The sequence below is a fragment of the Methylobacter sp. Wu8 genome, assembly GCF_036440755.1.
In the GTDB taxonomy this organism is placed as follows: domain Bacteria; phylum Pseudomonadota; class Gammaproteobacteria; order Methylococcales; family Methylomonadaceae; genus Methylobacter_A; species Methylobacter_A tundripaludum_A.
The window spans coordinates 45104-71459 of sequence record NZ_JAZGVT010000071.1 but is presented as its reverse complement, the minus strand read 5'-3'; the positions used below and the strand labels follow the sequence as shown (position 1 = coordinate 71459).

Genomic DNA, 26356 nt, shown 5'->3' with positions numbered 1-26356 from the left:
CATGTGTGGAATTGTAGGCGGTATTGCGCAACGAAATGTAGTGCCTATTCTGATGGAAGGTTTAAAGCGGCTGGAATATCGCGGTTATGATTCGGCCGGCCTTGCGGTTATCAATAATCAGCAAATCTACCGGAAACGGGAGCTGGGCAAAGTCAAAGGCCTTGAAACATTGTTGGAAGCCGAGCCTATTTCAGGCCATGTCGGTATAGCCCATACCCGATGGGCTACTCACGGTAAACCCAGTACGGCTAATGCGCATCCGCATATCAGCCGGGATACGGTGGTTGTAGTTCATAACGGCATCATTGAAAACCATGAGCATTTAAGAGAAGTGCAGCAGCAACTCGGGTACGAGTTCACTTCGGAAACCGATACTGAAGTTATCGCACATGAAATTGATCATGCAATGGAATCGATTCGGCCAAGCTCAGGGCAGGCTACCGATGGATTGCTGAGCGCCGTTAAAAAGACGGTCAAGAAGCTGGAAGGCGCTTATGCTCTCGGCATCATGAGTATTGATTACCCCGATACCCTGATAGCGTGCAGAAAAGGCAGCCCGCTGGTTATCGGCGTCGGCATAGGCGAGTATTTTATCGCCTCTGACGTGGCGGCATTGCTGCCGGTTACGCAACGGTTTATATTTTTGGAAGACGGTGACATAGCCGCGATCACCATAGACGGACCGGTTATTTACGATTTGAATGATCAATCTGTCAGTCGTCCGATCATAGAAAGCCAGTTGACAGCGGATGCCGCCGAGAAAGGCGAGTACCGCCATTACATGCTGAAAGAAATTTATGAGCAGCCCTTTGCTATCTCGCAAACATTGGAAGGCAGATTCATCAATAACCGCTTACAGGAAAACGCATTCGGGCATAACGCGGCGGAAGTGTTTGACAACATAAAAGCTATCCAGATTTTAGCTTGCGGCACCAGTTATCATGCCGGCTTGGTCGCGCGTTATTGGTTTGAGGAGCTGGCCCGCGTCCCCTGTAACATCGAAGTAGCCAGCGAGTTCCGCTACAGAAGTCCGGTGTTAGCGCCCAATACCCTGATTGTGACCCTCTCGCAATCCGGCGAAACAGCCGACACTTTGGCGGCATTACTGGAGGCCAAGAAGCTCGGGGCAAAATATTCATTAGCCATCTGCAACGTGCCGGAGAGTTCGCTGGTCAGGGAATCCGATTTGGTATTAATGACCCGGGCGGGTCCTGAAATCGGCGTTGCATCAACCAAGGCATTCACCACCCAATTGGCAACATTAATGTTGCTGGTCATTGCCGTCGGCAGGCGTTTTCAGTTGACTGAAATAGTAGAGCAAAAAATTACCTCGGAATTGTTCAGCTTGCCGGGCAAGATTGAAAAAGTATTGCGTTTGAATGATGAAATTAAAGTCCTGGCCGAGCAATTTGCCGAAAAACAGCATGCCTTATTTTTGGGTAGAGGCACCCATTATCCGATAGCGATGGAGGGCGCGTTAAAATTGAAAGAAATTTCCTATATCCATGCCGAGGCCTATCCGGCTGGCGAGTTAAAACACGGCCCGCTGGCATTGATCGATGCCGACATGCCGGTGGTGACAGTGGCGCCCAATAACAGCCTGTTGGAAAAACTGAAATCAAACATTCACGAAGTCAGCGCCAGGGGCGGGCAACTAATTGTTTTTATGGATGAAACATTAGCCTCTGCCAATGATGAAAATGTGCGGATTGTAAAAATACCTCAAGTCGGCAATGAGATTTCGCCGATTGTATATACGATCCCGTTACAGCTGCTGGCTTATCATGTCGCGGTGTTAAAAGGTACGGATGTTGACCAGCCCAGGAATCTTGCAAAATCGGTTACGGTGGAATAGACAATGGCAAAATTATCATTGCAGGAGCAATTGTTAAAATCCGGTTTAGTCAGCGCCGCTAAGGCCAAAACCATTAAATCGGAGAAGCACAAGCAAACCCAGCAGCAACGCAAGAATAAAGTTGAGGTGGTTGACGAGGCGAAGGAGTTGGCTCAAAAAGCGCAGGCTGAAAAAATCGAAAAGGACAGGCAGCTTAATCAGTTGCGCCAGCAGCAGGAAGAGCAAAAGCAGTTGGCAGCGCAAATTAAACAGATTATTGAGTTAAACAGGCATCCTCAAGATCCAGAAGGCTTGGCCTATAATTTTACCGACAATAATAAGGTCAAGCGGCTGTACGTCTCAGAAGCGATGCGCGATCAAATTGCCGAGGGACGGTTGGCTATTGTAAAGCTTGGGCAACAGTATGAAGTGGTGGGGGCCGAAGCCGCAAGAAAGATACAGTCGCGCGATGCGGCCAGCGTGATTGTATTTAATGAGTCCAATAAAACGGCCGATGCGGCTGATGATCCTTATGCGGCGTATCAAGTTCCCGACGATTTGATCTGGTAGGGAGGGAGGTTACAAAACGCAGCAACGGTTGCGGCCCTGCTCTTTAGCCAAGTAAAGCGCCTGGTCTGCTCGCTCAAATGCGGTTTCATCCGTATCATTTAGGATAAACTCGGTAAGGCCGCATGAAATGGTGATCGCAACGGAAGCGCCGCTGGCATTAAAGCCCGTTTTTTCAATGGTTTGACGCAGTTGATTGGCCAGTACCAACGCCGATTGGGTGTCGGTATTCGGCAGCAGCATAGTAAATTCTTCGCCGCCAAAGCGGGAAATAAAATCGGTTGCCCGGGAGTGGTCGGATAATTGTTTGGCTATTAACAGCAACACCTTGTCACCGGCTTTATGGCCATAGCTGTCATTGATGGTTTTGAAATGATCAATGTCCCAGACGATGAGGCTTAATGGGGAATGATAGCGTTTCCAGCGAGCCAGTTCGATTTCCAGGCGCTCGTTATAGGCATTGCGATTTGGCAGGCCTGTTAATGGGTCGCGCAATGCCTGGTTATTGGCGATTTTCAATTTTGATTTGAGCTCGGTGGATTCCGACTCCATTTCTTTTATTTTATTAGCTAAATCGTCCAGTTGTTGCTGCGTTTTTTGGCGTTGAATCGCTTCTTTTTGGGTGTGTTCCTGAATTTCTTTGGCAATGTTGGCTAATCGGTTGCTGATAATCCCTTTTAAAGGTTCCAGCTTAGTGGCGTTGGTTGAGCTTAACTTGAGTTCCTCCATTTGTTCAGAAACGGATTGATCCAGTTTGGTCCTGTTTTCGGCCGATTTTTGAGCGGCCGTACTGGCTCCCATCACGCTAATATCCAGTGTCGCCAACTGTTCGGTAATATGGGAGAGAAATTTATCTATGTCTTGTTGTTCTGATTGGCTATGTTGTTTGATTTTAAGCAGGAGCTTGAAGGATTTATCCAGAATAGTTTCAAAAGAGGCCGGGTTTTTAGCGGCAGCGGCAAGCAGACTTTTAGCTGCTTGCGCCTGCTGATCAAAAATGCTGGGAATTTCGATGCCTTCCAGCAAGTGCAATAATTGTTTGCTGACAATTTCAATATCGATGTGTCCGGCGATGACATTGGATGCCGCCGTATCGTTGTCGGGTTCAATGGCTTCAAGTATCGCGATAAACAATTGATTGGGAGTCCCGAATGCTTCTGTTTCGGTTTTTTTCTTCAGTTGCTTAAGGGCGTTCTGCTGTGTTTCAGCTGTATATTGCTGAAGCAGGAAAGTAAAAAGCAGATCGGTTTCCGGCGCTTGATTTTGCGGTGGCGCATGTTTGATCTGAGCGACGGAATTAGTGAATTTTTCAAGCTCGTCTTTAAGCGTATGGCTATTGATGCCGTTTTTTAATTGATCGCGGATGCTCAGCAGATGCGGATCGAGAAGGGGCTCCAGTCCTGTGGTTGCAATAGTTAGACGCACTATTGTTTTACAAAGCAGGTCTTCTTTTTCCTTGTAAGACTCTGCGGATTGTTCCTGTTCATCAAGCAGATTTAAATACTTTTCTTTCCATTTATCTTGGTCGGCTGCTTTACTGAAAAAACTCATGATAGACCTTGCTAAATGTTAAGGAGTAAGTGTGCTGTGTAATGGGTAGGACTTGCAAGTCGGCCTAATCTATCGCATCGGTTTGTTTCGGCTTCCTCGGCAACGGCCTTTAATGTGGTTGTGCTAATTACGGCACTTCCGCCATCCCCGGCAGTTGAGGGCAATCAGTTGATGCAGGACACAGTTATTTTGCCGCGCTTTCCTTTTGAATCAACTGATTGATGACGTCTATCATTTTTTCATGAGAACCGGCTAAAGGACCATTGGTTTTATACTTGCCGTTAACGATGATTGCAGGAACGCCGGTTACCCCGTAACGACCCGCTGTAGCGGCTGCCTGGCGCATTTTTGAGTCGACCAGAAACGAATTGTAGGCGTCATGGAATTCTTTTTCGTTAACCCCGTGCGCAACAAAGAATTTGGCCAGCTCATCTTCGGTTTCAAGGTGTTGTTTTTTGTTTTGTATGGCATCGAAAAAGTCGGCATGAACTTTGTCGACTACGCCCAGCGCTTCAGCCGTAAAATAAGCTTTGGCATGTTTGCCCCAAAGGTCGCTGAATACAGCGGGTTGCCGTATAAACTCGACGTTTTTAGGCAGATTTTTTACCCATGCTTCCAGTACCGGTTCAAAGCTATAGCAATGTGGACAGCCGTACCAGAAGAACTCAATGATTTCAATTTTATCGGGATTGTGGGTGGGCTGTGCCTGCGACAGGGTTTCATAACCGGCGGATTCAGCTTTTAATAAGGTTGAGCAGGAAAATAATAAGACTAATAAGCTGGTTTGAGCGATTTTTTTAAGCATGGCTGAAGTTCTCTATGGGGTTTGCAGGCCGGGCTTGCCCAAAGCACAATCGAATGCGGCGTAGCCCGACCTACGGAGTTTTATAAATTAAGCTTATTTCATCATCGATATGCGATAAGAAACGGCTTTTATTTCCTCATCCGTCATCTTCTTTGCAATCATGTGCATGATGTTTTCCGGATTATTGCTGCGTGCGCCGGATTTAAAGTCGGTAAGTGCTTTGATCAAATAGTCGGCATGTTGCGATTTCAATGCCGGGAATGAGGCGGGTTTATTGCCCTCGCCAAAAGGACCGTGGCAGGCGATACAGGCGGACACTTCGCTTTTTAGGTTGCCGTTGCGGTATAGGTCGCTGCCTTGAGCAATGATGGCCTGGACATCTTTGTTGCCGGCCGGTTTTTCATCGTCAGCCGCCAAGACAGGCAAGGTGTTTTCCGAAACCTTTTGCGCGGCGTAGTATGCGGAAATATCGGCAATATCCGCATCGTTTAATGTCTGAGCCATAGCCGACATCATGGGGTCGTTGCGGCTGCCGTCTTTAAATGAGCGCAACTGCTGTTCCAGATAAGAAGAATGTTGCTGTGCAAGCTTGGGGAAAGTTGCTACCATGCTGTTACCGTTTTCCCCGTGACAACTGGCGCAGGATTCGGCTTTTTGTTTTCCTGCGTTAATATTGCCTTCTGCATGTAAAATACTCGTAGCACTGGTCAACGCCAGAGAAATTGAAAGTACCTGCAATTTTTTCTTCATCAAATTCCCCTTCGGAATGGTTAATCATTTATGCCAGTCTTTTTAGTTATTCGGGTTGCTGTGCATGATCAAATTTTACTCTAAATAGTAACTCTAAGCGAGACAACGATGAATCCAGTTTATCATCAAGCAAAATTTATTAACAGTTCGCCGCATCTGAAGGATACGCCCCCGGATCGGGGACTTGAAGTGGCGTTTGCCGGGCGTTCGAATGCCGGTAAATCCAGCGCGATTAATACCTTAACCCGGCAAAACGCATTGGCCCGGATCAGTAAAACACCGGGCAGAACCCAGATGCTCAATTTTTTTGAAATTAATGAGCGGCAGCGGTTTGTCGATTTGCCGGGTTACGGCTATGCCAAAGTGCCTTTAGCGGTGAAGAAAAAATGGCATGAGTTGATGGAGACTTATTTAACCAGCCGCAAGTCATTATGCGCGATTATTCTGGTGATGGATGTGCGCCACCCTCTAACCGAATTTGACTGGCAGATGATAGAGTGGTGCGAACACACCGGATTGCCGCTGCATATATTGTTGACTAAGGCGGATAAGCTGACTTACGGCGCGGCCAAAAATACCTTGTTGCAGGTACAAAAGGAGCTAAAAGATGCGAGTTTTCCTTTAACGATACAGCTGTTTTCGTCATTGAAAAAAGCCGGGATCGATGAGGTGCATGCCGCGCTTGATCGCTTGTTTAATCCTGTTGAACAGGATCAGAGCGAAATATCGACACCTTCCTGAGCGAGCAATAATTCGCAGCCGACTTCAGCGTTGTTTCGCAATAAATCTTGATAAATCTCGTCAAGGTGTGCGTCGCTGCGGGTGGGTTCATGGTGGGTGAAAAACAGTTTTTTTGCGTTGGCGGCGGTAGCCAGCTTTATCCCGGAATCGTAAGTGCCGTGCCCCCAACCTTGTTTGGAGGCATATTCCTGATTGGTATAGGATGAGTCGACAATCAGCGCATCGACATCTTTTATCGCCAACACAACTTCATCCCATTTAGCATCAACAAAAGACTGGAATTCAGCAAATTCATCATCTTGCGGATCATAGATGTTGAGTTGCGGCTCGTAATCGCCGGTAAAGAAAACCGATTGGCCGTCGCAATCGATCCGATAGCCGAAATTCAATACCGGATGACTCAGGACAATAGGGGTGATTGTAGCGCTGCCTACCTTGACCGGTACGCCCGGCGTGACTGTGACGTACTCGATCCGGGCATTCAGCTGTGCTTCCCGTATCGGAAAGAAACTGTATTGCAACTGCACGGAAAGAGCCCGGTTGATGGTTTCATTGGTGACCGGATCAATTCCGCCGTAGATGGTAATGTGATTGTTGGGGATAAAAATAGGGATAAAAAAAGGCAGGCCCTGAATATGATCCCAATGCGTATGGGTAATGAAGATATGCGCCTTAACAGGCATTTCTTTCAGCAGGTTTTGTGCGAGGGCGTGTATGCCGGTGCCGGCGTCAAGAATGATCAAATCATTGGCGTCTGTCCTGATTTCTATGCAGGTGGTATTGCCGCCGTATTTAACCGTATTGGGGCCCGGTGTGGCTATGGATCCTCGAACACCCCAGAATTTAATTTTCATTGTTGTCCTTTACTGCATGGATGTTCGCGTCTGCCGAGCATTACAGGTTAATAAAAGATTGAGCTTCCGATTTGACGGGTTCCAAATCCCCTAGCGCTTCGCAGATGGCGGGGAACGGCAGGCCAAAGCGGGAGATAATGGCTTCGGGAAACTCTTCTATCAGCGGATTGCCGCCATCACCGAACTGCATGTATTTGCTGATTTGATTCGCGGCAAAAACGCAATCCCTTAAGATATTTTGGTTGAGGCCAGGATTATGATGATGGGCAATAGCGTCAATTAACAGTTCCGACAGCTCCCATTTTTCGGCCAGCATTTTGCCGGCTTGCGAATGATTAAGGCCGATAAACTCGAGTTCGGTCTGATGCAGCGGCAACTGTTGTTCTTTGCTTTTTTCCAGTGCGAGTTTAAATTCATCCGGCATAAATTCAGCAAATACGACTTTGCCAAAGTCATGCAGCAACCCGGCAACAAAGCAATCGCCGGATACCATTGCAGACAGGCCTATGCGCTCGGCAAGCATTTTGCTGATCGCCGCGGTGGTCAATGAATGCAACAGGAATTTGGAGGTGTTGAAATCGGCCTTGTTATCGGCATTCAGCATGCCCATTGCAGCGACGCCTAGGGCTATATTTTTTATGGTGTTGATTCCAATATGCACGACCGCCCGCTGTACCGAGGTGATTTTTTGCGGTAAACCGTAGAAAGACGAGTTAATGGCTTTAAGGATTTTAACCGTCATGATCGGGTCGCATTCAATGACGCGGACAATGTCCTTTGCCGAAGCGTTGAGGTCTGACGTTAATTCCATGACTTGTTGAACGCTTTTAGGAAAAGCGGGCATTTTTTCAACGAGGACGATGAGAGTTTCGTTTTTTGAATTCGGCATTGTGTGTCGTTAAGGAAGAGTCAACAAGAAAAGCATAGCAGGGAACAGTATTTATCAGATAGGCAGGCCAAAGTTATATGTCCACTATAATACAACACCGATACAATGCCGAAAAATAATAACTGACGGTTAGTGAGCTTCATCCCAATTATTGCCTATGCCTATATCGACAATCAGCGGTACATCAAGACCGGCGGCGGCACACATGATTGATCTGATCTTTGCCACGCAATCGTCCAGCTGTTCTTCGGCAATCTCAAATACCAGTTCGTCATGCACCTGCATGATCATTTTGGCGTCCGGGGTGTCCCGATACAGCCACCGGTCGGCGGCAATCATCGCGCGTTTAATGATGTCCGCCGCAGTGCCCTGCATCGGCGCATTGATGGCCGTGCGTTCGGCGTATTGGCGGCGCGCCGCGTTGCGCGAATTGATCTCCGGCAAATACAGCCGCCTGCCGAACAGGGTTTCAACATAGCCTTGCGCGCGGGCTTGCTCCCGGATGTTGTCCATATAGTTCTTAACGCCCGGATAACGGGTGAAATACAGATCGATATAAGATTGCGCCTGGCTACGCGACAAGCCCAGCTGTTGTGCCAGGCCAAACGATGACATGCCGTAAATCAGGCCGAAATTGATCGCCTTGGCTGAACGGCGCAAATCGGTGGTGACTTGCTCGGGAGCAACGCCGAACACCTCAGCCGCGGTGGCCCGGTGTACGTCCTGCCCTTCGGTAAAGGCTTTCAACAAGCCTTCATCGGCCGACAAATGCGCCATGATGCGCAATTCGATTTGCGAATAATCGGCGGCGACGATTTTTTTGCCTTTGGGTGCGACAAACGCCTGCCGGATTTTTCGGCCTTCTTCGCTGCGTATCGGAATATTTTGCAGGTTGGGGTCGGACGAAGACAGCCTGCCAGTTGCGGCTACCGCCTGATGATACGAGGTATGAATCCGGCCTGTTTGCCCGTCAACCTGTTGCGGCAGTTTGTCGGTATAGGTCGATTTCAGTTTGCTTAAACTGCGGTACTCCAGAATCAGCTTGGGCAACGGGTAGTCGATGGCTAATTCCTGTAATACCGATTCTTCAGTTGACGGTTGCCCTTTGGGCGTTTTCTTTAATACGGGCAGTTTTTGCTGGTCGTAGAGTATGTCCTGAATCTGTTTGGGCGAACCCAGATTAAATGTCTGCCCGGCCAGGTCGTGGGCATGTTGTTCAAGGGAGATAATCTGGCTGGAAAGCTCAAGGCTTTGCTGCGCAAGCATCGCGGCATCGATTAATACGCCATTGTTTTCAATCCGGGCCAGTACGCTAATCAGCGGGACTTCCATTTCCGTATATAACTCAAGCAATCTCGGCTGCTGCGCCAGTTTTGCGGACAGTACTTGATGCAGTTGCAGGGTAATGTCGGCGTCTTCCGCCGCGTAAGGTGCGGCTTGTTCTATCGAGACTTCTTGGAAGCCTATCTGCTTTGCGCCCTTCCCTGCAACATCCTCGTAATGGATGGTTTCGACGCCAAGGTATTCCTTAGCCAAGTCGTCCATATTATGTTTGGTGGCCGTGCTGTTTAACACGTAGGATTCCAGCATGGTGTCGTGGGCAATGCCGCGCAGGGCAATACCGTGATTGGACAGCACATGCATGTCGTATTTCAGGTTTTGCCCGAGCTTAGCCTTATGCGGATTTTCCAGCAGAGGCCGCAGTTTTTCCAGTATTTCGGACCGGTCCAGCTGATCCGGTACGCCCGGATAGTCATGAGCCAAAGGCACATAGGCGGCTTTGCCCGGCGTAACTGCAAAGGATACGCCGACTATCTGCGCTTTGCTGTAATCGAGGCTGGTGGTTTCGGTGTCGAAGGCAAACAGTTCGGCTTTTTCCAGTTGGGCCAGCCAGTCGTTAAAGTGCGGCTCGGTTAATATAGTTTCATGATTGGAATCGATTTTGGCCGGCTTGTCTTCGTCGGCTTCGACAGGACTGAGGACAGGCTTAGTCGAAGCACCTGTGCTGAGCCCTTGGGCTACGCTCAGGACCGGCTCAGTCGAAGCATCCAGCGATTTTAACCAGGATGAAAAACCCAGTTCGGCCAATAAGTTTTTCAGTTCCCCCTTATCCATCGGTTGCTGTTTCAAGTCTTCGATGCCGTAGGGCAAATCCAGGTCGCATTTAATGGTGGTCAGTTGTTTCGATAACGGCAGTTGCTCCAAACTGGCGCGCAGGTTCTCGCCGATTTTGCCGCCGATTTCATTGGCATGGGCGATCAGGTTTTCCAGTGTCTGATATTGCTCCAGCCATTTTGCCGCCGTTTTGGGGCCGACCTTGGGCACGCCGGGAATATTGTCGACGGTGTCGCCGACCAAGGCCAAGTAATCGATAATCTGTTCCGGCCTGACCCCGAATTTGTCGATAACGCCTTGAATATCCATGCGCGTATTGGACATGGTGTTTTCCAGGATAATATGGTCGGTAACCAGCTGCGCCATATCCTTGTCGCCGGTGGAAATGATGACGTCATAGCCTTGCTGCTCGGCGTGTTGGGCCAGCGCTCCGAGCACATCGTCGGCTTCCACGCCGGACTCGATAATCAACGGCAAGCCCATGGCCCGGATCAGGTTGTGCAACGGTTCAATCTGTACCCGCAAATCATCGGGCATCGGCGGCCGATGAGCCTTGTACTGATCGTAAAGTTCATTGCGGAAGGTTTTGCCCGAGGCATCGAAGACCACGGTGATGTGGTCGCTGTGATAGTCGGCGATCAGTTTGCGCAGCATGTTGCTGACGCCGTAAATGGCGTTGGTGGGCTCGCCGTTCGCGTTGGTCAGCGGCGGAATGGCATGGTAAGCGCGGAACAGGAAAGATGAGCCGTCAACGAGGATCAGGCGTTCCCTTTGGTTAGGGTCAGTATGGATTTGTGTTTGTTGAGGCATAAATTTAGGTTTAATGTTTAGTAAAGCTAAGCTGCGTCCGCGCGCACTGGAGCGTTAAGTTAGGCGGGCTTTGGTAAGCATACAGTGGAATGTGTCTTACCGCATTCATAGGGGAATAGGTGATAACGCGATCGCAACGCAGGCACGGTTATTTGTATCTTGATATTTTAGCGTACAAATGAAATGAGATAAGTTGTCCAATGAAGAAATCTGATGTTGTTCGAGAAGAACAATAAATTTTCGTCCCCATTCAAGAATGTCAGAAAAATTCGGTTGCATCATCTTATCGGATTTCTCTTTAAAGCTTTTGAGTCGCCCCCTATGAAGTTTTTCTCCACAGTCTCTATATAGATTAATTAGCTCAGATTTTGTCAAGAAACCACTTTCAATACGTTCCATTTTGGTAGTATTACCATTTTTAGTTAATCGAACTGGGTGGGGATAAAAATTCGGATGCAAGTGCTCTAAGCGATTAATTATTTTTTCTGCATTGAATTCTTTTTGAAGATTATGTGATTTTGTATCATCAATATCACCGTGAGCAACCAAGCAGCCAATTGCCACTAATTCACACATCATCCTTAGTTGAAGATAGGAAATTTCACGAATAAATGGCGCGGTTAAATTCATACCTCCGTTAATTGCCATATTCAAAATTTCAATCCGATCATTAATTTCATTTAATATGCCGGCGTAGAAATTACTTGCATCAGTTTGTTGTTTTGTTGAATTCCGAAGTGTCATATTATTAACCTCTTTATTAAAATACCACTCCTGCCTGATTCCTTCAGCAAAAGCCAAAAAATTTTTTTAATCCGTGCTTGTCTGTCTAAATCCGTGTCATCTGTGTTCCATTTTTTTTAACGGTTTAAGTTTTACGCTTAACATCGACGATATTAGGCAATTGACTTATTTTATTAAGCACTTGGCTTAACTGATCGGTGTTTTCAATTTGAATGGTCAAATTGAGTTGCGCTGAAAAATCGGGATGCGTATCCAGTGCCGCATTGGAAATATGGATTTTAGCCTGGGCTAAAATCTGGCTAACGTCGTTAAGCAAATTTTGCGGGTTAAACGCATGGATCACAATAGGCACCGCATAGCTGACCTGCTTTGATCCCCAGCTAACCGAAATAAGCTGGGCCTGTTTTTCGGGGCTGAGGTGCAGGATGTTTTCGCAGTCTTTACGGTGGATAGTAATGCCTTTCTTGTGGGAAATGTAACCGATAATGTCATTGCCCTGGATCGGCGAGCAGCAATGGGCGAGAGTGGTCAGCACGTTATCGATGCCTTCTACGGAAATGGCCGATTTAGTCTCGGACTCGGGTTTTTTCCGTTGAGCAGGCGCAGTCGGGGCTTCCAGTTCAGGAATTTTAAAAAATGCCGCAAGCTGGCGGCTGGTAATATCGCCGCGGCCTATGGCTTCGAGAAACTTATCGGTGTCCGGTTGATGAAAATGTTTGGCCAGCTCCGTTAAGTTGAGCGTTTTTAATCCCAGCCTCTGGCTTTCCTTGTCCAGAACCGACTTGCCTGTGGCGATATTTTGGGCTTGTTGCTGGTTTTTGAACCAGCTTTTGATTTTGCCGATCGCTGCCGATGTCTTTAAATAGCCCAGGTTCAGGTCGATCCAGTTGTGATTGGGACCGCCCTCTTTTGCCGTTAAAATTTTTACCTGTTCGCCGGATTTTAAGGTATAGGTCAGCGGTACAATGCGGCCGTTGACTTTTGCGCCGCGGCAGCGATGCCCTATTTCGGTATGAATGGCGTAGGCAAAGTCCAGCGGCGTGGAGCCTTTAACCAGATCGATTAATTTTCCGGCGGGCGTTAAAACGTAGACGCGATCATTAAATAATTCACTGCGAAAACTTTCGGACAGCGCTTCGTCGCTGCCTTTTTCTTCGAGCAATTTGCGCAAGGAGGCGATGTTTTTTTCAATGGCCGCATCATGTTTGCCGCCTTCCTTGTAAGACCAGTGCGCGGCAACCCCGAGTTCGGCAAAGTCGTGCATTTGCCGGGTACGGATTTGCACTTCGATGCGGTTGCCGTCGGCATCGAGAATGACGGTATGCAAAGACTGGTAACCGTTCTCTTTGGGATTGGCGATGTAATCGTCAAATTCTTTGGGTATGGTTTGCCAAAGGCTGTGCACCATGCCTAAAGTGGCGTAGCAGGTGGTCAGGTTATCGACGATAACCCGCACCGCCAACAGGTCATATAGTTCGTCTATGTCCAGCTTCTTGCGGCGCATCTTTTTCCAGATGCTGTAAATATGCTTGGGGCGGCCGTATATCTCGGCGGAAATTCCTTCTTCGGCGAGTTTGTTTTGCAGCAGGGCGATAAACTTATTGATGCAGTTTTCCCGCTGGGCGCGGTTATCGGACAGCGACTTGGCGATGCGGCGATAGGATTGGGGCTCCAGATAGCGGAAAGCCATATCCTCCAGCTCCCATTTCAACTGATGAATACCCATGCGGTTGGCGATCGGCGCATAAATATCCAGCGTTTCCTGGGCAATAAAACGCCTGAGCTCATAAGACTCCCTGGGTAAGACCTTAAGCCGTTGAATCCGGTAAGCCAGTTTTATCAACACGGCGCGGACATCCTGAGTCATAGACAGCAGCATTCGGCGCAAGATTTCCGTTTGACTGGGCTGGTCGGTCATTTCCAGGGAATAAACGGTGACCTTATTCAGCCAGTTAACATCTTTCACCAGCGTTGCAACGGTTTCCCCAAACAGTTCTTTAATGTTTGGGGCCGGATTCAAAGCGGTTAAGCGTGGATCGCTTAATATCGCCGCGATGATGGTTGCCAGATCGACATTGAAATTCATCAAAATGGTTGCCACCTCAACCCCCTTGGGGCGGAAATAATGGGGGTCTTCAGGGATTTGCGCAATGAGCGCCAGAGCCCGATTTATTTGTTCGGTATCGGACGCAGAAAAGCCGCTAAAAAGCTGTTTGTTCGGTTCGGTATTTTTTTGCATCAAACGATAGTCAATAATTCGAAAGTTTGGCAGTTATAATAGGCCAATGCCGGTAAATGTAAAAGCAGTCATTACCTACACGGACGCAGGTAAGGGGCGGAGGTTGCGCTCACCGACATTAGACTTAGCGCCTACGGTGGGCGTAGATTGGCGGAAATATATCGGCTAAATCTGTATTTTAACTTATTGAAATACAATAAAATAAATTTATGACGCTTATGGTTACGGCAACGGCGCCATATTTTTACTAAATAATTACAGTTGAAACAAAATGAAAATTACAATATTCGGAAGTGGTTATGTGGGGTTGGTGACGGGTACCTGCTTTGCGGAAGTTGGTAATGATGTTATCTGTGTCGATATTGATGAGGCGAAAATAGCCAAGCTGCAACAGAATATCATTCCAATATATGAGCCGGGACTTGAAGCCATGGTCAAAGAAAATCAATCGGAAGGCCGGTTGAGATTTACCACCGATATTAAGGAGGCGGTGGATCATGGCGTGTTCCAATTTATAGCCGTCGGTACGCCGCCGGACGATGACGGTTCGGCAGACTTGCAGTACGTGTTGGCGGTTGCCAGGAGTATTGCCGAGAATATGGACGAGTACCGGGTTGTAGTCGATAAATCGACAGTACCGGTGGGTACGGCGGATAAAGTTAAAGCGGTCATGCGGGAGATATTGGCAAGCCGCGGCAAAGAGCTGGAGTTTGATGTGGTTTCAAACCCCGAATTCCTGAAAGAGGGCGCGGCGCTGGATGATTTTATGAAGCCGGACCGGATTGTTATCGGCACCGACAACCCCAGAACGGCGGAATTGCTGAAAGCGCTGTATGCACCGTTTAACCGTAGTGTCGAGCGGGTCATCACGATGGATGTCCGTTCTGCCGAATTAACCAAGTATGCCGCGAATGCGATGCTGGCGACGAAAATCAGCTTTATGAACGAGCTGGCGAATCTGGCCGAGCGTTTGGGCGCGGATATCGAGCATGTCAGACACGGCATAGGTTCCGACAGCCGTATCGGCTACAGTTTTATTTATCCCGGTTGCGGTTATGGCGGCTCCTGTTTTCCCAAAGATGTAAAAGCGCTGGAAAGAACGGCAAAGGAATACGGTTATGATGCGGAACTGCTTAATGCGGTAGAGCGTGTCAATAATCGGCAAAAACACCGTTTGTTCGAAAAGATCAGCGAGTATTATCAAGGTCATTTAACCGGCAAGGTATTCGCCCTGTGGGGATTGGCGTTTAAACCCAATACCGATGACATGCGCGACGCGCCTAGCCGGGTTGTGCTGGAAGCTTTGATTGAAGCCGGTGCGACGGTTCAGGCCTTTGATCCTGAGGCGTTGGGAGAAGCGCGGCGGCTTTATGGGGACAAGCCGGGGCTTAAGTTCTGCGAGTCGCCCAAGGAGACTCTAAAACAAGCCGATGCTTTGGTGATTGTTACGGAATGGAAGCAATTCCGCAGCCCTGATTTCGATATGCTGAGTCAACAGCTGAAGGACAAAGTGATTTTTGACGGTCGCAATATGTATGAGCCGGAGATGGTCAAACGCAGCGGGCTGGCTTATTACGCGATCGGAAGATAAAAAGTTGTATTTGCGCGGCAAGCGTCTAAACTAAGCGGCGAATGGTTAATAATTATCTTGGTTGGCTATATAAGACTATTCACAAATCATAAATCATATAATTTTTTATAATAGGAAAATAAAGATGAAAAGATTAATAGTGTTATGCGCCGCCTTTTTCTCATTTAATGCCATTGCCTCGCCTGTAAACATCAATACCGCTGATGCAAAAACCATAGGGGAAGCTTTGTCGGGCATAGGCCTGAAAAAAGCCGAAGCTATTGTTAAGTACCGGGAAGCAAAAGGCGCATTCAAAACTGCGGATGATTTAGTCAACGTTGATGGAATCGGCGCGAAAACCGTCGAAAAGATCAGGAACGATATTTTGTTAAGCGATGCCGCTGCTGCGGAGCAAAAGACAGATAAAAAAGTAGACGAAAAAGCCAAGTAAATTATTACCAGGCAACAACCGGCAGTTTCTAATCAGGAGCTGCCGGTTTTTTATTGCGTGGAGCTTATTGATTGACTGGCTTGCAGCCGTTGGACGAGAAGTGGTTGCCGAGCAAAAAACAGGCGGATTAAAAATGCTGTAAAATGAACTAATCGCATTGAGCAGCGGCGCCGGTGCTGGGTGTTATTTTAATCGCAATGGTTTGATATGAAATGAATGAAGAATACGAATACGATGATGAAGAGATTGAATATTACGCAATCCGGCCTAATAAGACGCAAATAAAGAAAGATATGGCGGCGCTTTTTGCGGTCAGCGAAGAAATGTCCGAGTTATCGCCGGGGCAATTAAAAACGCTCGAGCTTCCCGAGGTCATCAATAAAGCCGTTGTCGAAGTGTCCGGCATGCCGCATAAAGGCGCCAGAAAACGGCTGCTGAAGTTTATTGCAGGCCAGCTTCATAAAATAGATGCGGAACCTATTTTAGAGAAACTGGCGCGTATCAAAAATAAAAGCGCCCACGCGGTCAGGGAGCATCATATTGTCGAGCGTTGGCGGGACCGGTTGATCGCCGAAGGCAATGACGCCTTGACCGAGTTGCTGGACGAACAGCCGCATGCCGACCGTCAGTTATTAAGGCAGTTATTGCGCAATGCCCAAAAAGAAGCCGAAGCCGGTAAGCCGCCTAAATCGTCCCGACTGTTATATCGCCGGTTGAAAGAGTTATTTCAGGTTGAAGGCGAGCCGGATGATGACAGCAATTCCCAATTTAAAACCCTGCTAGAATAAAGATTTTATCAACGCTCCAGAACAAAGCCTCATCAGCACAAAATAAATGGACTTGAACTTAGTTGACCAGATACGCAGCACGTTTAGCGCGTTCTCGGTCTTTTTTACTCAAAGCCCGTCCTTTTTGGACTATCAGCGGCGGATGCAAACGCACCACAACCGGAACAATGCGCAATCGGTTTTCGGCGTTCATCAAATCCCCTCGACGAGCCAAATCGGCAACCGCCTCGATCCTATCGCACCGGAAACACTGTTAAACCGTCGCGCAGGCCGTGCTCGTTGGAAAGTCGAGAATGAAAACAACAATGTCCTCAAGAACCACGGTTATCATTTCGACCATAACTTTGCCCATGGCAAGCGGCATTTGTCCAACTTTCTGGCCACGCTCAACCTGTTGGCTTTCCTCGCCCATACCGCGCTGGAATGGCTGGACGCGGCTTACCGCGCAGTCCGAAGTTCAGCACCCTCTAGGCGGACTTTCTTCGAAAACTTGCGTACACTGCTTCAATTTATGCCTTTTGATAGCTGACAGCATCTGATGCCATTCATGCTGAATGGCGGCATCGAATTACCAATTAAGACTTGATTCTACTTTGTCATATTCATTCACGCGCCACTTGAGATCGTCTGGCATGTGATTCCTTGGCCTTTTGACGCAGATAGTGGCGTTTGTTAATAATGTCCGCTATTCTTCAGCCGTCAGTTGCCTTCGTGGGAGTAGACGCTCAAGCGCTGTGACCAAATCGTTGAATGACACCAGAGGCCACTGTTGGCGTCCGGCTTTCTTCTGTTTAACCAGAAATAGCGTTCCCAGCATCACCAAGGTCACATGATGATGCCAGGCATCCCAGCGGCGAACTTGATAATCGGCCATGCCACATTCGCTTTTCGCTTCCCGGAAGCCTGTGTTCAATGAAGAAGCGTTGCGCCTGTACTTGGGCCAACTCTTGCCAAGCCGTATCCAGCGGCGCATTCGATAAACAAAAGTGGGGATGCAGTTCGCGCCGACTTCCCGGCGCACCAAGAGATGCCAGCAGCGGGCCTTTTCTTCTTCGCCATCCCATACCCAAACCTGGGTGTGCAGGTAATCGGCAACCAACAAGCCTTTTTCGCCCTCACGTAAAGTGAGCCGCTGCCAAGCTCAGCGGGCTGTGCGCTCGCCCACTGGCCAACGCGCTGTCTAGTGCATTGGGGTTTTCGATGGAGGGGCTTTTGCCACGACCTGACCGTGCAGGTACCTGCGGTTCTGGATCATGCCGGTAAACCTAAACGATCGTTTAAGCTGCAACAATTTTGGCCTAGGGGGGACTGGCGGTCGTACTTGACGAATTTAATCGACGAGCAATGGCAGTTATTATGTCCAGTACTCGAAATTGCATGTGCCCCAAAAATAGGCGGTAGGCCGTGAAGCTATCCGTTTCGCGAAATCGTTAACGCCATTCTCTACATCACCAAGACAGGCTGCCAATGGCGGATGCTACCGGCGGATTTTGCACCTTGGAGTTCAGTTTACGGATACTTTAGGACATGGAAACTCTCTGGGCGTATGGGATAAAGCATTAACGCTCTTTCGTGAAACCTACCGGGTCCAATCCGGGAAAAACGCGCGACCGACGGTGGCCATTATTGATGCACAATCGGTAAAAACAACGGGACTAGGCTAGCAACGCGGTTTTGACGCAGGAAAAAAGATTAAAAGGAGAAAACGTCATATCACGGTCGATACGATGGGGAATCTGCTCGCGGTGTGCGTTCATTCAGCGGGTATACAAGATCGGCGCGGCGTTCGGTTGCTCATGATCCGGCTGTACGCGATGTTTGCTGCCTTGAGTATAATTTGGCGGATGGCGGTTATAGCGGCGTTTTAGTCGAATGGGCAAAAAACATGTTCAACTGGAACCTTACCATTGTTAAACGGACTGACGCCATGCGAGGCAAGTTTGTCGCGATGGGTTGTTGAGCGCTTTTTTGCCTGGCTTGGGAATTCCAGACGGCTTTCCAAGGATTATGAGCGCCTAACCGCTACCGCCGAGGTATTTATCAAAATTACCGAGGTACACCGGTTTTTACGCGGCATTTGTTAGAGCTTCTAAGCTTAAAAAACCACGATCACCACCACGCTATAACATCAACTGGACGATTTAGCTGCTAAACGAAATTTAAAAGAACAGGAATTAAAAGGTGCAAAAGATATTGCCAAAGCCGATTAATCCGCCGGGTAATCGGTGTTAGTATGTTACAAATGAACTTAATAACGGGTCTTATATTGAATTAACCCACTCAATTTAGCCGTTGTCGGACATGCTGATTATGCCCGACCACCATGCGCAAAATGGTGGGCAACAAAAAGCTGTTGCCCACCCGGCTCATGTTATTTTGCAAGACCCTATCTTCTCAAAAACAAAAATGCACAATGCAAGACTTGACCCTATTGCTTCGAGAAATTGCTGGCGAACGGCATGTTGCTCAAAGACGTGGCTAAAAACCTTGGCGTATCCGTACCCCAGCCTCGGCATGCGCTTAGCATCCAATGCAATCCGTTTTTCGAAACGACTAGTGATACCACTATGAACAGTTCATCAAAATGTAGTGCGCAAATCCTAATGGCTTTGGAAGGTATCAACCAGTCTTACCATATTGGAGATCGAGTAATTCCTGTACTGAGGAACATTTCCCTAAACCTCTGGCAAGGCACGACGTGCGCTATCCTCGGCGCATCAGGGTCTGGTAAAAGTACGCTGCTTAATATTCTTGGGCTGCTTGATCGCCCAGTATCCGGTCGATTCCACTTCGCCGGACAGGACATGCTGACTGCAAGCGTGGATGAATTGGCGGCGATTCGTAACCGCGAGATCGGTTTTGTTTTCCAGGCATTCAATCTCTTGCCGCACCTCACCGCGTTGGACAACGTGGCTTTGCCATTAACTTACCGTGGAATGTCGCGCCACGAAGCGCGTGCGCATGCATTAGGCCAAATGCAGAGGGTAGGTTTGGCCGGCCATGCCGCGCACCGACCTGCAGAATTGTCCGGCGGGCAGTGTCAGCGCGTAGCGATAGCGCGTGCCCTGATCGGCGATCCCTCCATCATCCTGGCCGATGAGCCTACCGGCAACCTCGACGGCACGAGCGCCGCCGACGTCATGGACTTGCTATTGACACTCAACCGCGAGCAGGGGGTTACGCTGGCCGTGGTGACGCACGACGCCTCGGTGGCAAAGCAGTTGGATCGGCGGGTTGAAGTTATCGACGGGGGATTGCACGAACTATCCGTCCCGGAAGCAGGCAGATATGAATAAAAGTGCTCTTCACCGTCATGGCCCGTCGCCATCGCAATTGCTTGCCGAATCCCTTGACAGCCTGCGCCTGCTGGGGCGGCAATCCATGCTGGCGCTGTTGGGCATTGTCGTAGGCAGCGCGTCAATCATTGCTCTGCTTAATATCGGCCGTAATGCGGCCGATGAATCGATCCGCGCCTTCAATGATATGGGCACCGACATCTTGGTCGTCAGTTTTCCACATTCTCCGCAGGATAATCGTCCGTTTCCGTCAACCCTGGATACCGATGCGCTGAAAGAAGCGGTGCCGGCCATCGCGCATGTCGCCCCAATCACAATACATTCGGCGCGTGTAAGCTTCAATGGTCAAGCCGCAGAGGCTACTCTTGTCGGCACCAGCGCCGACTTGGCTTCAGCCGTAGGCCTGCAAATCCAGGAAGGCCGCTTCCTGTCCGACTTCGATCATCGGGAAACCTTTGTCGTGGTTGGGGCGCGAGTCGCCCGCGACCTTGGTGCCAAGGGAAATCCTCTACAAATAGGCGACCTGCTGCAAATCGAAAACTATTTGTTTCAGGTAATCGGCATTGCCGAAAGTTTGCCTGCCAGTCCCTTGATCCCGGTGGCCGTTGACGAATCAGTGATACTACCCATCGAAGGCATGCGCCGTGTGCTGTCAGCCCCGGAAATCGGCAGCGTAATCGGCAAGGTAGCCGCCACCGCCGACCTGCCCGCCACGGCGAAGGTATTGCACAACTACCTGATCGGCTGGCTGGATGGTCGCGAGGTGGAGGTACAAATACCGCAACACTTGCTCGATGGCCTCAAGCGCCAGGCCAATATGTTCTCCTATCTGCTCGCCGGCTTAGGGGGCATTTCCCTACTGGTGGGCGGTGTGGGCGTGATGAATGTCATGTTGATGAATGTCTCGGCGCGGCGGATAGAGATCGGTGTTCGCATGGCTTTGGGAGCTCGTCCGCGCGATATTCGCAGCTTGTTCTTACTGGAAGCGGGAACCCTGTCCGTGGTCGGGGCGCTGCTGGGGGCATTGCTGGGGCTTGCCGTCGCCTACGTTTTTACGCGCGTTTCGGGGTGGCAATTTACGTTTGTTCCCGAATCCTTGCTTTTTGGCTGTGGCAGCTCGTTGCTGATCGGGCTGTTTTTCGGCTTGTATCCAGCTATCGCCGCCTCCCGGCTGCAACCCGTACAGGCGCTACGCAATGTATAGGCCAAGTTTCGTCGCTATCGCCGTGGTTTTCGGTCTGATTCTTCACAACCCGGCGCGGGGCTCGGAGACATTAGAACCGTCACGGGCGACGATGCCGGGAAAACTGTCGGCTTCCTTGAATGATCAAACAGTCGATCTGAGCTTGACCGATGCCGTGTTTCTGGGATTGCGCGATAACCGCGCCATTAGCAGTGCGTTCTTGCAGCGCATTGCACAGAAGTTCGATTTGCGGGTGGCCGAGGACCAATTCACGCCCAAACTGCTATTGAGCGGGCGTTACCTCATGGGACATAACCAGGATAACCGTTATCGCAACAACGCACTGTCGCCCAATACAACCCTGTTGAGCGAATGGGGTACGCGCTTTAGTTTGTCATGGACGCTCATCAACCAGACTGATCGTAACGGTCACTACCAGAGCAACGGGCTGACCTTCAGCGTCATCCAGCCGCTATTACGCGATGCCGGCCCGGAAGTTACCACAGCGCCGGTACGCCTTGCTCGTTTGGGCGAACAGGCTAACCGGCTCAGTCTGAAATCCACCGTTTCGCAGACCGTCACGCAGATCGCGGTAGCCTATCGGGAGTTGCTGCGCGCACAAGAGCGGTTGCGCATCGCATGTGACGCGCTGGCGCGTTCGCAGCAGTTGATGGAAGTAAACAAAGCTTTGATCGCGGCTGGCCGCATGGCCGAGTTCGAGATCGTGCAAACCGAGGCCGATGCCGCCACTCAGGAGCTTGGCGTTGAAGAGGCCGCCAACCAGCTCGATGCCGGCCGACGGGGGTTGCTGCAGCTTCTGTCGGTTGATTTGAATACCCAGGTGCGAGCGAGCGATGCTCTGGAGGCCAAGCGTGTCGACCTCAATGCGGCCCAGGCTTTACGTGTTGCACTGGAAAACCAGCCGGACTATTTGATGCAAGTGATTTCCAGCGAGCAGGCGGCGATTAACCTGCTGGTAGCCAAAAACCAACGACTGTGGGATGTTTCGTTGGTCGGCGGTGCAAGCCAATTACGTGACAGGGTTCTTGGCGATCAGAGCGGTAACGTCAATCGACAATGGGATCAGTACGGGGGTGTTCAAGTCAATATCCCTATCGGGGATTTGCGACCGCGCCAGGGCGAAATCCGGGCCGAGGTTGATGTCCGGGATAAGGCTACCCGGCTCACCGAAATGCAGCAACGACTGGAACGCGATGTTGGCGATGCCGTGCGCGATGTTGGAACGCGCTGGCGGCAGTATGAGATTGCCCAGCGTGCGCGGGAACTGTCATTGCGCAAACTGGAAATCGAGCGCGACAAATTGAAAGTAGGGCGTTCCAGTAATTTTCAGGTATTGAGTTTCGAGACGGACCTGCGTAACGCAGAGAACGCCCAGCTTAATGCGCTGATTGCCTACCTGAATGCGCAGACATTATTGGACGAAAAACTGGGGATGACTTTGGAGAGCTGGGACATTGCACTTAACGACTAAATCGCGCCGCCAATTGGGTCGGCCACTCAAGGTAGGGCTGCTGACCGCCGGCATATTGCTGGCCCTGAGCGGTGCCGTCATCGTTTACCAGCCCAGTGAGCCGGTTAAGGCGCCGGAGCCGCAGTGGCTGCCTGTTGAGCCAAAACCGATGATCTTGCGATTGGGGCTGGTGGGGCGTCTTGAACCCGCATCCCTCGTCACTTTTACGGCACCCTTTGACGGCACCGTACAGGAAAAACTCGTCGAGGAAGGCCTGCGGGTTAAACGCGGACAGGCGCTGCTGCGACTCGATACCGCTCAACTGGAGATTCAGCTGCGTGAAGCGCTGTCCAGCTTGTTGAAAGCGAAACGCGCCGTGCATGATCTGGAGCACTGGCCGCAAGGTTTGGAAGTCGCGCGGGTGCGCAGGACAGTGGCTAGCGTCCAAATGAACTTGAACGATACTGAGCTTAAATTGGCTGAAACCAGTACCTTGTTGGCGCGCGGTATCGTGCCGCGCATGGAAGTCGACGCATTGGAGCAACAGGCGAAGGCGCAACGTATCGACTTGGCTGCCGCACAAGCCGAGTTGCAGGAGGTCTTGAGCAAGGGAAACGGTGAAAACCGGCAGATTGCCGAAATGGAACTTGCCAATGCGACGGCAAAGTACGACGCTTTGCGTACATTGCAAGCTCGGCGCGAACTGACTGCGCCGTTCGCTGGAATCGTCATGCGCGTGCCCGGCGCTGCATCCGACAAGCCGACTGAACCCGTGCAACGCGGCGCTCGTACCAGTCAGGGGCAGCCGCTTTTCGGCCTGGCGAATTTGGAACAGCTCCGGGTCGTGGCGAAGGTGGAAGAGGTCGACATCAACCAAATCCAGGAAGGACAGCCGGTCGAAATTACCGGCGATGGCTTCGATGGTATCGCACTGAGCGGAAACGTTGCCTCGGTGGGTTCCCAGGTCGTGACATCCGATTTGCCGGGTTCCGCCGGGGTAAGCTACGAAGTCATGGTAACCATGCCGCCGCTGACTGCCGAGCAACAGAAACATCTCAAGTTGGGCATGAGTGCCAAGCTGTCAATCGTGATTTACCAAAATGACAGTGCTATTGTCATACCTCCCGAGGCGATCCGGAAAGAAGGTCAGCAGTTGTTCGTGGAATATAGCGATGCGGAAGACAAGGAAGCGCAACGCGTCACGGTGAAGGCAGGACGGGTCACCACGGAAGGCGTAGAGGTATTCGGGCTTAAGCCGGGGTACGTGCAAAAAACGCTCCGGCCGTAATAAAAAAGCCCGGCGAAGATCACCAAACTTTCGGGCTTTGGCTGAATAGCTCATCAATCAGGCTCATGGGGTCTTTGCTTTTCCCTTCCGCCTGGTGTGTGCGGTAGTTGAAGTCCAGGCTGATTTTCGATTCCAGGTCGCTGGCGTAATTTTTCGGGTATTGCGCCTGCTCGATAGCGGGCAGGTCCTTGAAGTGGTCAAGGACGGAGCGGAAGAAATTGGTCATTTTTCCTGTCCGGTTGTATTCATCCATGGCTTGGGCTGTTACTTTCCTGCTCCATTCTTCCTCTTGCTTGGACGATTCCATCCAGGCTGCACGACGCTCATTGACAGTGTAGGTTCCACTATCGTCATAAATAACGTTTGCCAATTGCTCCCTGGATAGACCCACAAAGGGATTTTTTTCATTGCCGTTATTGCTGCTTCTATTAACAAATTCTGTGGCCTGCTTGGCCCTGGCCAATAATTCTGGGTCATCGGTTTTAGGAACTTCGCTGTCGTGTGTTTTCTTGTTGGCTTGATAAGAGTCTCCCGATATTTTACTAAGAAGACTTTTTGCCTTGTCGGCCAATTCCGAACGGCTGAGAGTTTTGTCCCGCACTTCTGCACGGCTGGCACTGTCCGCCAGTTGTCGGGCCAAGGTGGAAATCGTCTGCGTGCTGCTGGTCTGTGTATTCGTGGTGCTCTGATTTTCCGGGGCGCCGGAAGCCGGCTCGGTTTTCGAGGCCGCCTTGAATGCAGTAGCGCCGCCTGACTGGGTTGTGGAATATGCGTTGATGGAACCGATCATGGCTGTACTCCTTTGTGGGCCTAAAAGGTATTCGGATTTAAACTCGGTTATGTGCGAAAAACGCTCCGGCCGGAATAAAAAAGCCTGGCAAAAATCACCAGGCTATATAAACGCGTCGGCTGAGTTGCCTATTTCATTACAAAATCGACCGTCCAGGCATAGGTGCTCAAGTTGGTCGAGGTAATGGTGGCGGTGCAGATCGCTCCGCCGCTACCCGTCGCGGTCTTGTTCCATTTCGGGATCTTGTAGCCGCCGGGTTGTAGCGCATTGACAAAGGTTGTGCCGAACACGCACTCTTTGGAGCCTATTTTATAGCGGACGTTTGCATAGTTTACGTCCGGGCTGATCAGGCTGGTGACGGTGTAGACATCGTTGCTTCCGGCAGGCCTTTTTGTTACCGGCTTGGGGGAAGCATTCGCATAGGTGCTGGTTTCGTTGCTGGTAATAATGGTGTAGGTTGCTTCTGCGGTAGCTTGGTTCTTGAACGTCACCGTTACGGGCGGTCCCGCAATTGCGGATGTGGCGGCAAAAACGGAGGTGACGGCGAGCAGCGTGGGTAAAAATTTCATGGATTACTCCTTAATAGTTGGTGGGTGAATCAGGGTTAGTTTTTTCTTGGGAAAGTCGGCTGAGTTGTTTTTGGCTTTGGTCGAATAGCATCTTAATCAGGTTCATGGGCTCTTCGCTTTTCCCTTCCGCCCGGTGCGTGCGGTAGTTGAAGTCCAGGCTGATTTTCGATTCCAGGTCGCTGGCGTAATTTTTCGGGTATTGCGCCTGCTCGATTGCGGGCAGGCCCTTGAAGTGGTCAAGGACGGAGCGGAAGAAATTGGTCAGTTTTCCTGTCCGGTTATATTCATCCATGGCTTGGGCAGCCACTTTTACACGCCAAGCCTGTTCCCTGTCATCCGATTCGTAGTAAGCCGCTCTGCGTTCATTGACGGTGTAGCTTCCATTGTCGTCATAGATGATGTTTGTCAGTTGTTCATTCGACAGACTGCCAAAAGGGTTTTTCACCGATCTGCTCCCCCTGTCCGAGCTGGTGACGAATTCCGTTGCTTGCTTGGCTCTTGCTAATAATTCTGGGTCGTCAGTTTTAGGAACCTCGCTGTTGTACTTGGCTTTGTTAGCTTGGTAGACGTCACCGAGTATTTGATCCAGCAAAGAGGTTGCTTTGTCGGCCAATTCCGAACGACTGAGTGTTCTGTCTCGCGCCTCTGCACGGCTGGCGCTGTCCGCCAGTTGTCGGCCCAAGGTGGAAATTGTCTGTGTGCTGCTGGTCTGTGTATTCGTAGCACTCTGATTTTCCGGGGCGCCGGAAGTAGGTTCAGCTTTTGACGTCGCCTTGGATGCCGTAGCGCCGCTCGTTGAAGTTGTGGAATGCGCATTGATAGATCCGATCATGGTTGAGCCTCTTTCTGGATGTAGAGCCTGTGTATACGACGAGTTGAGGCATGGTATCCCAAAGAGCGACATATTCCAAACACTATTCTAACGCCCATAGTAATCTGTATTGTGATTTGCCAAGTTCAGGAACTTTTATCGGAAAATAGTCTTGGATGCATTCTGGATCTAGTGAGCGGCAGATCGTTTTACTATCCTAAATTGGGATGTTTGTAATTT

At 50.1% G+C, this 26356-nt stretch carries 22 protein-coding genes and 2 pseudogenes; 12 read left to right on the top strand and 12 right to left on the bottom strand.

Annotation, left to right across the window (positions count from 1 at the left end; genetic code table 11):
- The first annotated feature begins 1 nt into the window (after window position 1).
- Both glmS and V3O24_RS14505 read left to right on the top strand, forming a co-directional pair.
- On the top strand, window positions 2-1855 hold the full coding sequence (gene glmS, locus V3O24_RS14510) for a glutamine--fructose-6-phosphate transaminase (isomerizing) (RefSeq protein ID WP_331307769.1): 1854 nt from the start codon (window positions 2-4) through the stop codon (window positions 1853-1855).
- 3 nt (window positions 1856-1858) lie between these two features.
- Window positions 1859-2404, top strand: a complete 546-nt coding sequence (locus V3O24_RS14505; protein WP_104422195.1) for a DUF2058 domain-containing protein — start codon at window positions 1859-1861, stop codon at window positions 2402-2404.
- 9 nt (window positions 2405-2413) lie between these two features.
- On the opposite strand, the gene V3O24_RS14500 is transcribed toward V3O24_RS14505, so the two are convergent.
- The 3 genes from V3O24_RS14500 to V3O24_RS14490 all read right to left on the bottom strand — a co-directional run bounded on the left by V3O24_RS14500 (window position 2414) and on the right by V3O24_RS14490 (window position 5507).
- Window positions 2414-3952, bottom strand: coding sequence for a GGDEF domain-containing protein (locus tag V3O24_RS14500; protein ID WP_104422194.1), 1539 nt, complete (start codon window positions 3950-3952; stop codon window positions 2414-2416).
- A 184-nt stretch (window positions 3953-4136) separates the two neighbouring features.
- Window positions 4137-4757 carry a thiol:disulfide interchange protein DsbA/DsbL gene (locus V3O24_RS14495; protein ID WP_331307768.1) on the bottom strand — a complete coding sequence of 207 codons (621 nt, stop codon included), beginning with the start codon at window positions 4755-4757 and terminating at the stop codon, window positions 4137-4139.
- Between the two features lie 93 nt (window positions 4758-4850).
- Window positions 4851-5507, bottom strand: coding sequence for a c-type cytochrome (locus V3O24_RS14490; RefSeq protein WP_331307767.1), 657 nt, complete (start codon window positions 5505-5507; stop codon window positions 4851-4853).
- Between the two features lie 108 nt (window positions 5508-5615).
- Between V3O24_RS14490 and yihA the strand changes: the two genes are divergently transcribed.
- Window positions 5616-6248, top strand: a complete 633-nt coding sequence (gene yihA / locus V3O24_RS14485; RefSeq protein WP_104422191.1) for a ribosome biogenesis GTP-binding protein YihA/YsxC — start codon at window positions 5616-5618, stop codon at window positions 6246-6248.
- On the opposite strand, the gene V3O24_RS14480 is transcribed toward yihA, so the two are convergent.
- From V3O24_RS14480 to V3O24_RS14460, 5 genes are all read right to left on the bottom strand, one after another.
- Window positions 6221-7102 (bottom strand): MBL fold metallo-hydrolase, encoded by an 882-nt coding sequence (locus tag V3O24_RS14480; protein WP_331307766.1) that lies wholly within the window; start codon window positions 7100-7102, stop codon window positions 6221-6223. The genes yihA and V3O24_RS14480 overlap by 28 nt on opposite strands.
- Window positions 7103-7142: 40 nt before the next feature.
- Window positions 7143-7991, bottom strand: a complete 849-nt coding sequence (locus V3O24_RS14475) for an HDOD domain-containing protein (protein ID WP_104422189.1) — start codon at window positions 7989-7991, stop codon at window positions 7143-7145.
- A 129-nt stretch (window positions 7992-8120) separates the two neighbouring features.
- Window positions 8121-10916, bottom strand: coding sequence for a DNA polymerase I (gene polA, locus V3O24_RS14470; protein ID WP_331307765.1), 2796 nt, complete (start codon window positions 10914-10916; stop codon window positions 8121-8123).
- A 105-nt stretch (window positions 10917-11021) separates the two neighbouring features.
- Window positions 11022-11717 (bottom strand): hypothetical protein, encoded by a 696-nt coding sequence (locus V3O24_RS14465; RefSeq protein WP_331307764.1) that lies wholly within the window; start codon window positions 11715-11717, stop codon window positions 11022-11024.
- Window positions 11718-11784: 67 nt separating this feature from the next.
- Entirely contained in the window at window positions 11785-13899 is a 2115-nt protein-coding gene (locus V3O24_RS14460) for a bifunctional (p)ppGpp synthetase/guanosine-3',5'-bis(diphosphate) 3'-pyrophosphohydrolase (protein WP_331307763.1), read from the bottom strand.
- A 271-nt stretch (window positions 13900-14170) separates the two neighbouring features.
- Between V3O24_RS14460 and V3O24_RS14455 the strand changes: the two genes are divergently transcribed.
- The 4 genes and pseudogenes from V3O24_RS14455 to V3O24_RS14440 form a co-directional block, all read left to right on the top strand.
- Entirely contained in the window at window positions 14171-15490 is a 1320-nt protein-coding gene (locus V3O24_RS14455; protein WP_331307762.1) for a UDP-glucose/GDP-mannose dehydrogenase family protein, read from the top strand.
- 124 nt (window positions 15491-15614) lie between these two features.
- Window positions 15615-15920: a helix-hairpin-helix domain-containing protein gene (locus V3O24_RS14450; RefSeq protein WP_104422185.1), complete on the top strand. Its 306-nt coding sequence runs from the start codon at window positions 15615-15617 to the stop codon at window positions 15918-15920.
- Between the two features lie 212 nt (window positions 15921-16132).
- Entirely contained in the window at window positions 16133-16708 is a 576-nt protein-coding gene (yjgA, locus tag V3O24_RS14445; RefSeq protein ID WP_331307761.1) for a ribosome biogenesis factor YjgA, read from the top strand.
- Window positions 16709-16970: 262 nt separating this feature from the next.
- Window positions 16971-17237, top strand: a pseudogene (locus V3O24_RS14440) (ISNCY family transposase); the annotation flags it as partial.
- A 156-nt stretch (window positions 17238-17393) separates the two neighbouring features.
- Here V3O24_RS14440 and V3O24_RS14435 read toward each other — a convergent pair.
- Window positions 17394-17810 (bottom strand): hypothetical protein, encoded by a 417-nt coding sequence (locus V3O24_RS14435; protein WP_331307760.1) that lies wholly within the window; start codon window positions 17808-17810, stop codon window positions 17394-17396.
- Window positions 17811-17990: 180 nt separating this feature from the next.
- Between V3O24_RS14435 and V3O24_RS14430 the strand changes: the two are divergent.
- The 5 genes and pseudogenes from V3O24_RS14430 (at window position 17991) to V3O24_RS14410 (ending at window position 23946) form a co-directional block, all read left to right on the top strand.
- Window positions 17991-18792 (top strand): annotated as a pseudogene (locus V3O24_RS14430) (IS5 family transposase).
- Window positions 18793-19167: 375 nt separating this feature from the next.
- A complete protein-coding gene (locus tag V3O24_RS14425; RefSeq protein ID WP_331307759.1) occupies window positions 19168-20004 on the top strand; it encodes an ABC transporter ATP-binding protein in 837 nt (278 codons plus the stop codon).
- Window positions 19997-21208: an ABC transporter permease gene (locus V3O24_RS14420; RefSeq protein ID WP_331307758.1), complete on the top strand. Its 1212-nt coding sequence runs from the start codon at window positions 19997-19999 to the stop codon at window positions 21206-21208. Before V3O24_RS14425 ends, V3O24_RS14420 begins: the two co-directional genes overlap by 8 nt.
- Window positions 21201-22679: a TolC family protein gene (locus tag V3O24_RS14415; protein ID WP_331307757.1), complete on the top strand. Its 1479-nt coding sequence runs from the start codon at window positions 21201-21203 to the stop codon at window positions 22677-22679. Before V3O24_RS14420 ends, V3O24_RS14415 begins: the two co-directional genes overlap by 8 nt.
- The gene (locus tag V3O24_RS14410) at window positions 22663-23946 is read left to right on the top strand and encodes an efflux RND transporter periplasmic adaptor subunit (protein WP_331307756.1); all 1284 of its coding nucleotides are present in this window, start codon (window positions 22663-22665) and stop codon (window positions 23944-23946) included. Before V3O24_RS14415 ends, V3O24_RS14410 begins: the two co-directional genes overlap by 17 nt.
- Window positions 23947-23965: 19 nt before the next feature.
- On the opposite strand, the gene V3O24_RS14405 is transcribed toward V3O24_RS14410, so the two are convergent.
- From V3O24_RS14405 to V3O24_RS14395, 3 genes are all read right to left on the bottom strand, one after another.
- Window positions 23966-24736 carry a hypothetical protein gene (locus V3O24_RS14405; protein ID WP_331307755.1) on the bottom strand — a complete coding sequence of 257 codons (771 nt, stop codon included), beginning with the start codon at window positions 24734-24736 and terminating at the stop codon, window positions 23966-23968.
- A gap of 128 nt (window positions 24737-24864) precedes the next feature.
- On the bottom strand, window positions 24865-25305 hold the full coding sequence (locus V3O24_RS14400) for a hypothetical protein (RefSeq protein ID WP_331307754.1): 441 nt from the start codon (window positions 25303-25305) through the stop codon (window positions 24865-24867).
- 10 nt (window positions 25306-25315) lie between these two features.
- Entirely contained in the window at window positions 25316-26137 is an 822-nt protein-coding gene (locus V3O24_RS14395; protein WP_331307753.1) for a hypothetical protein, read from the bottom strand.
- Between the last annotated feature and the right edge of the window lie 219 nt (window positions 26138-26356).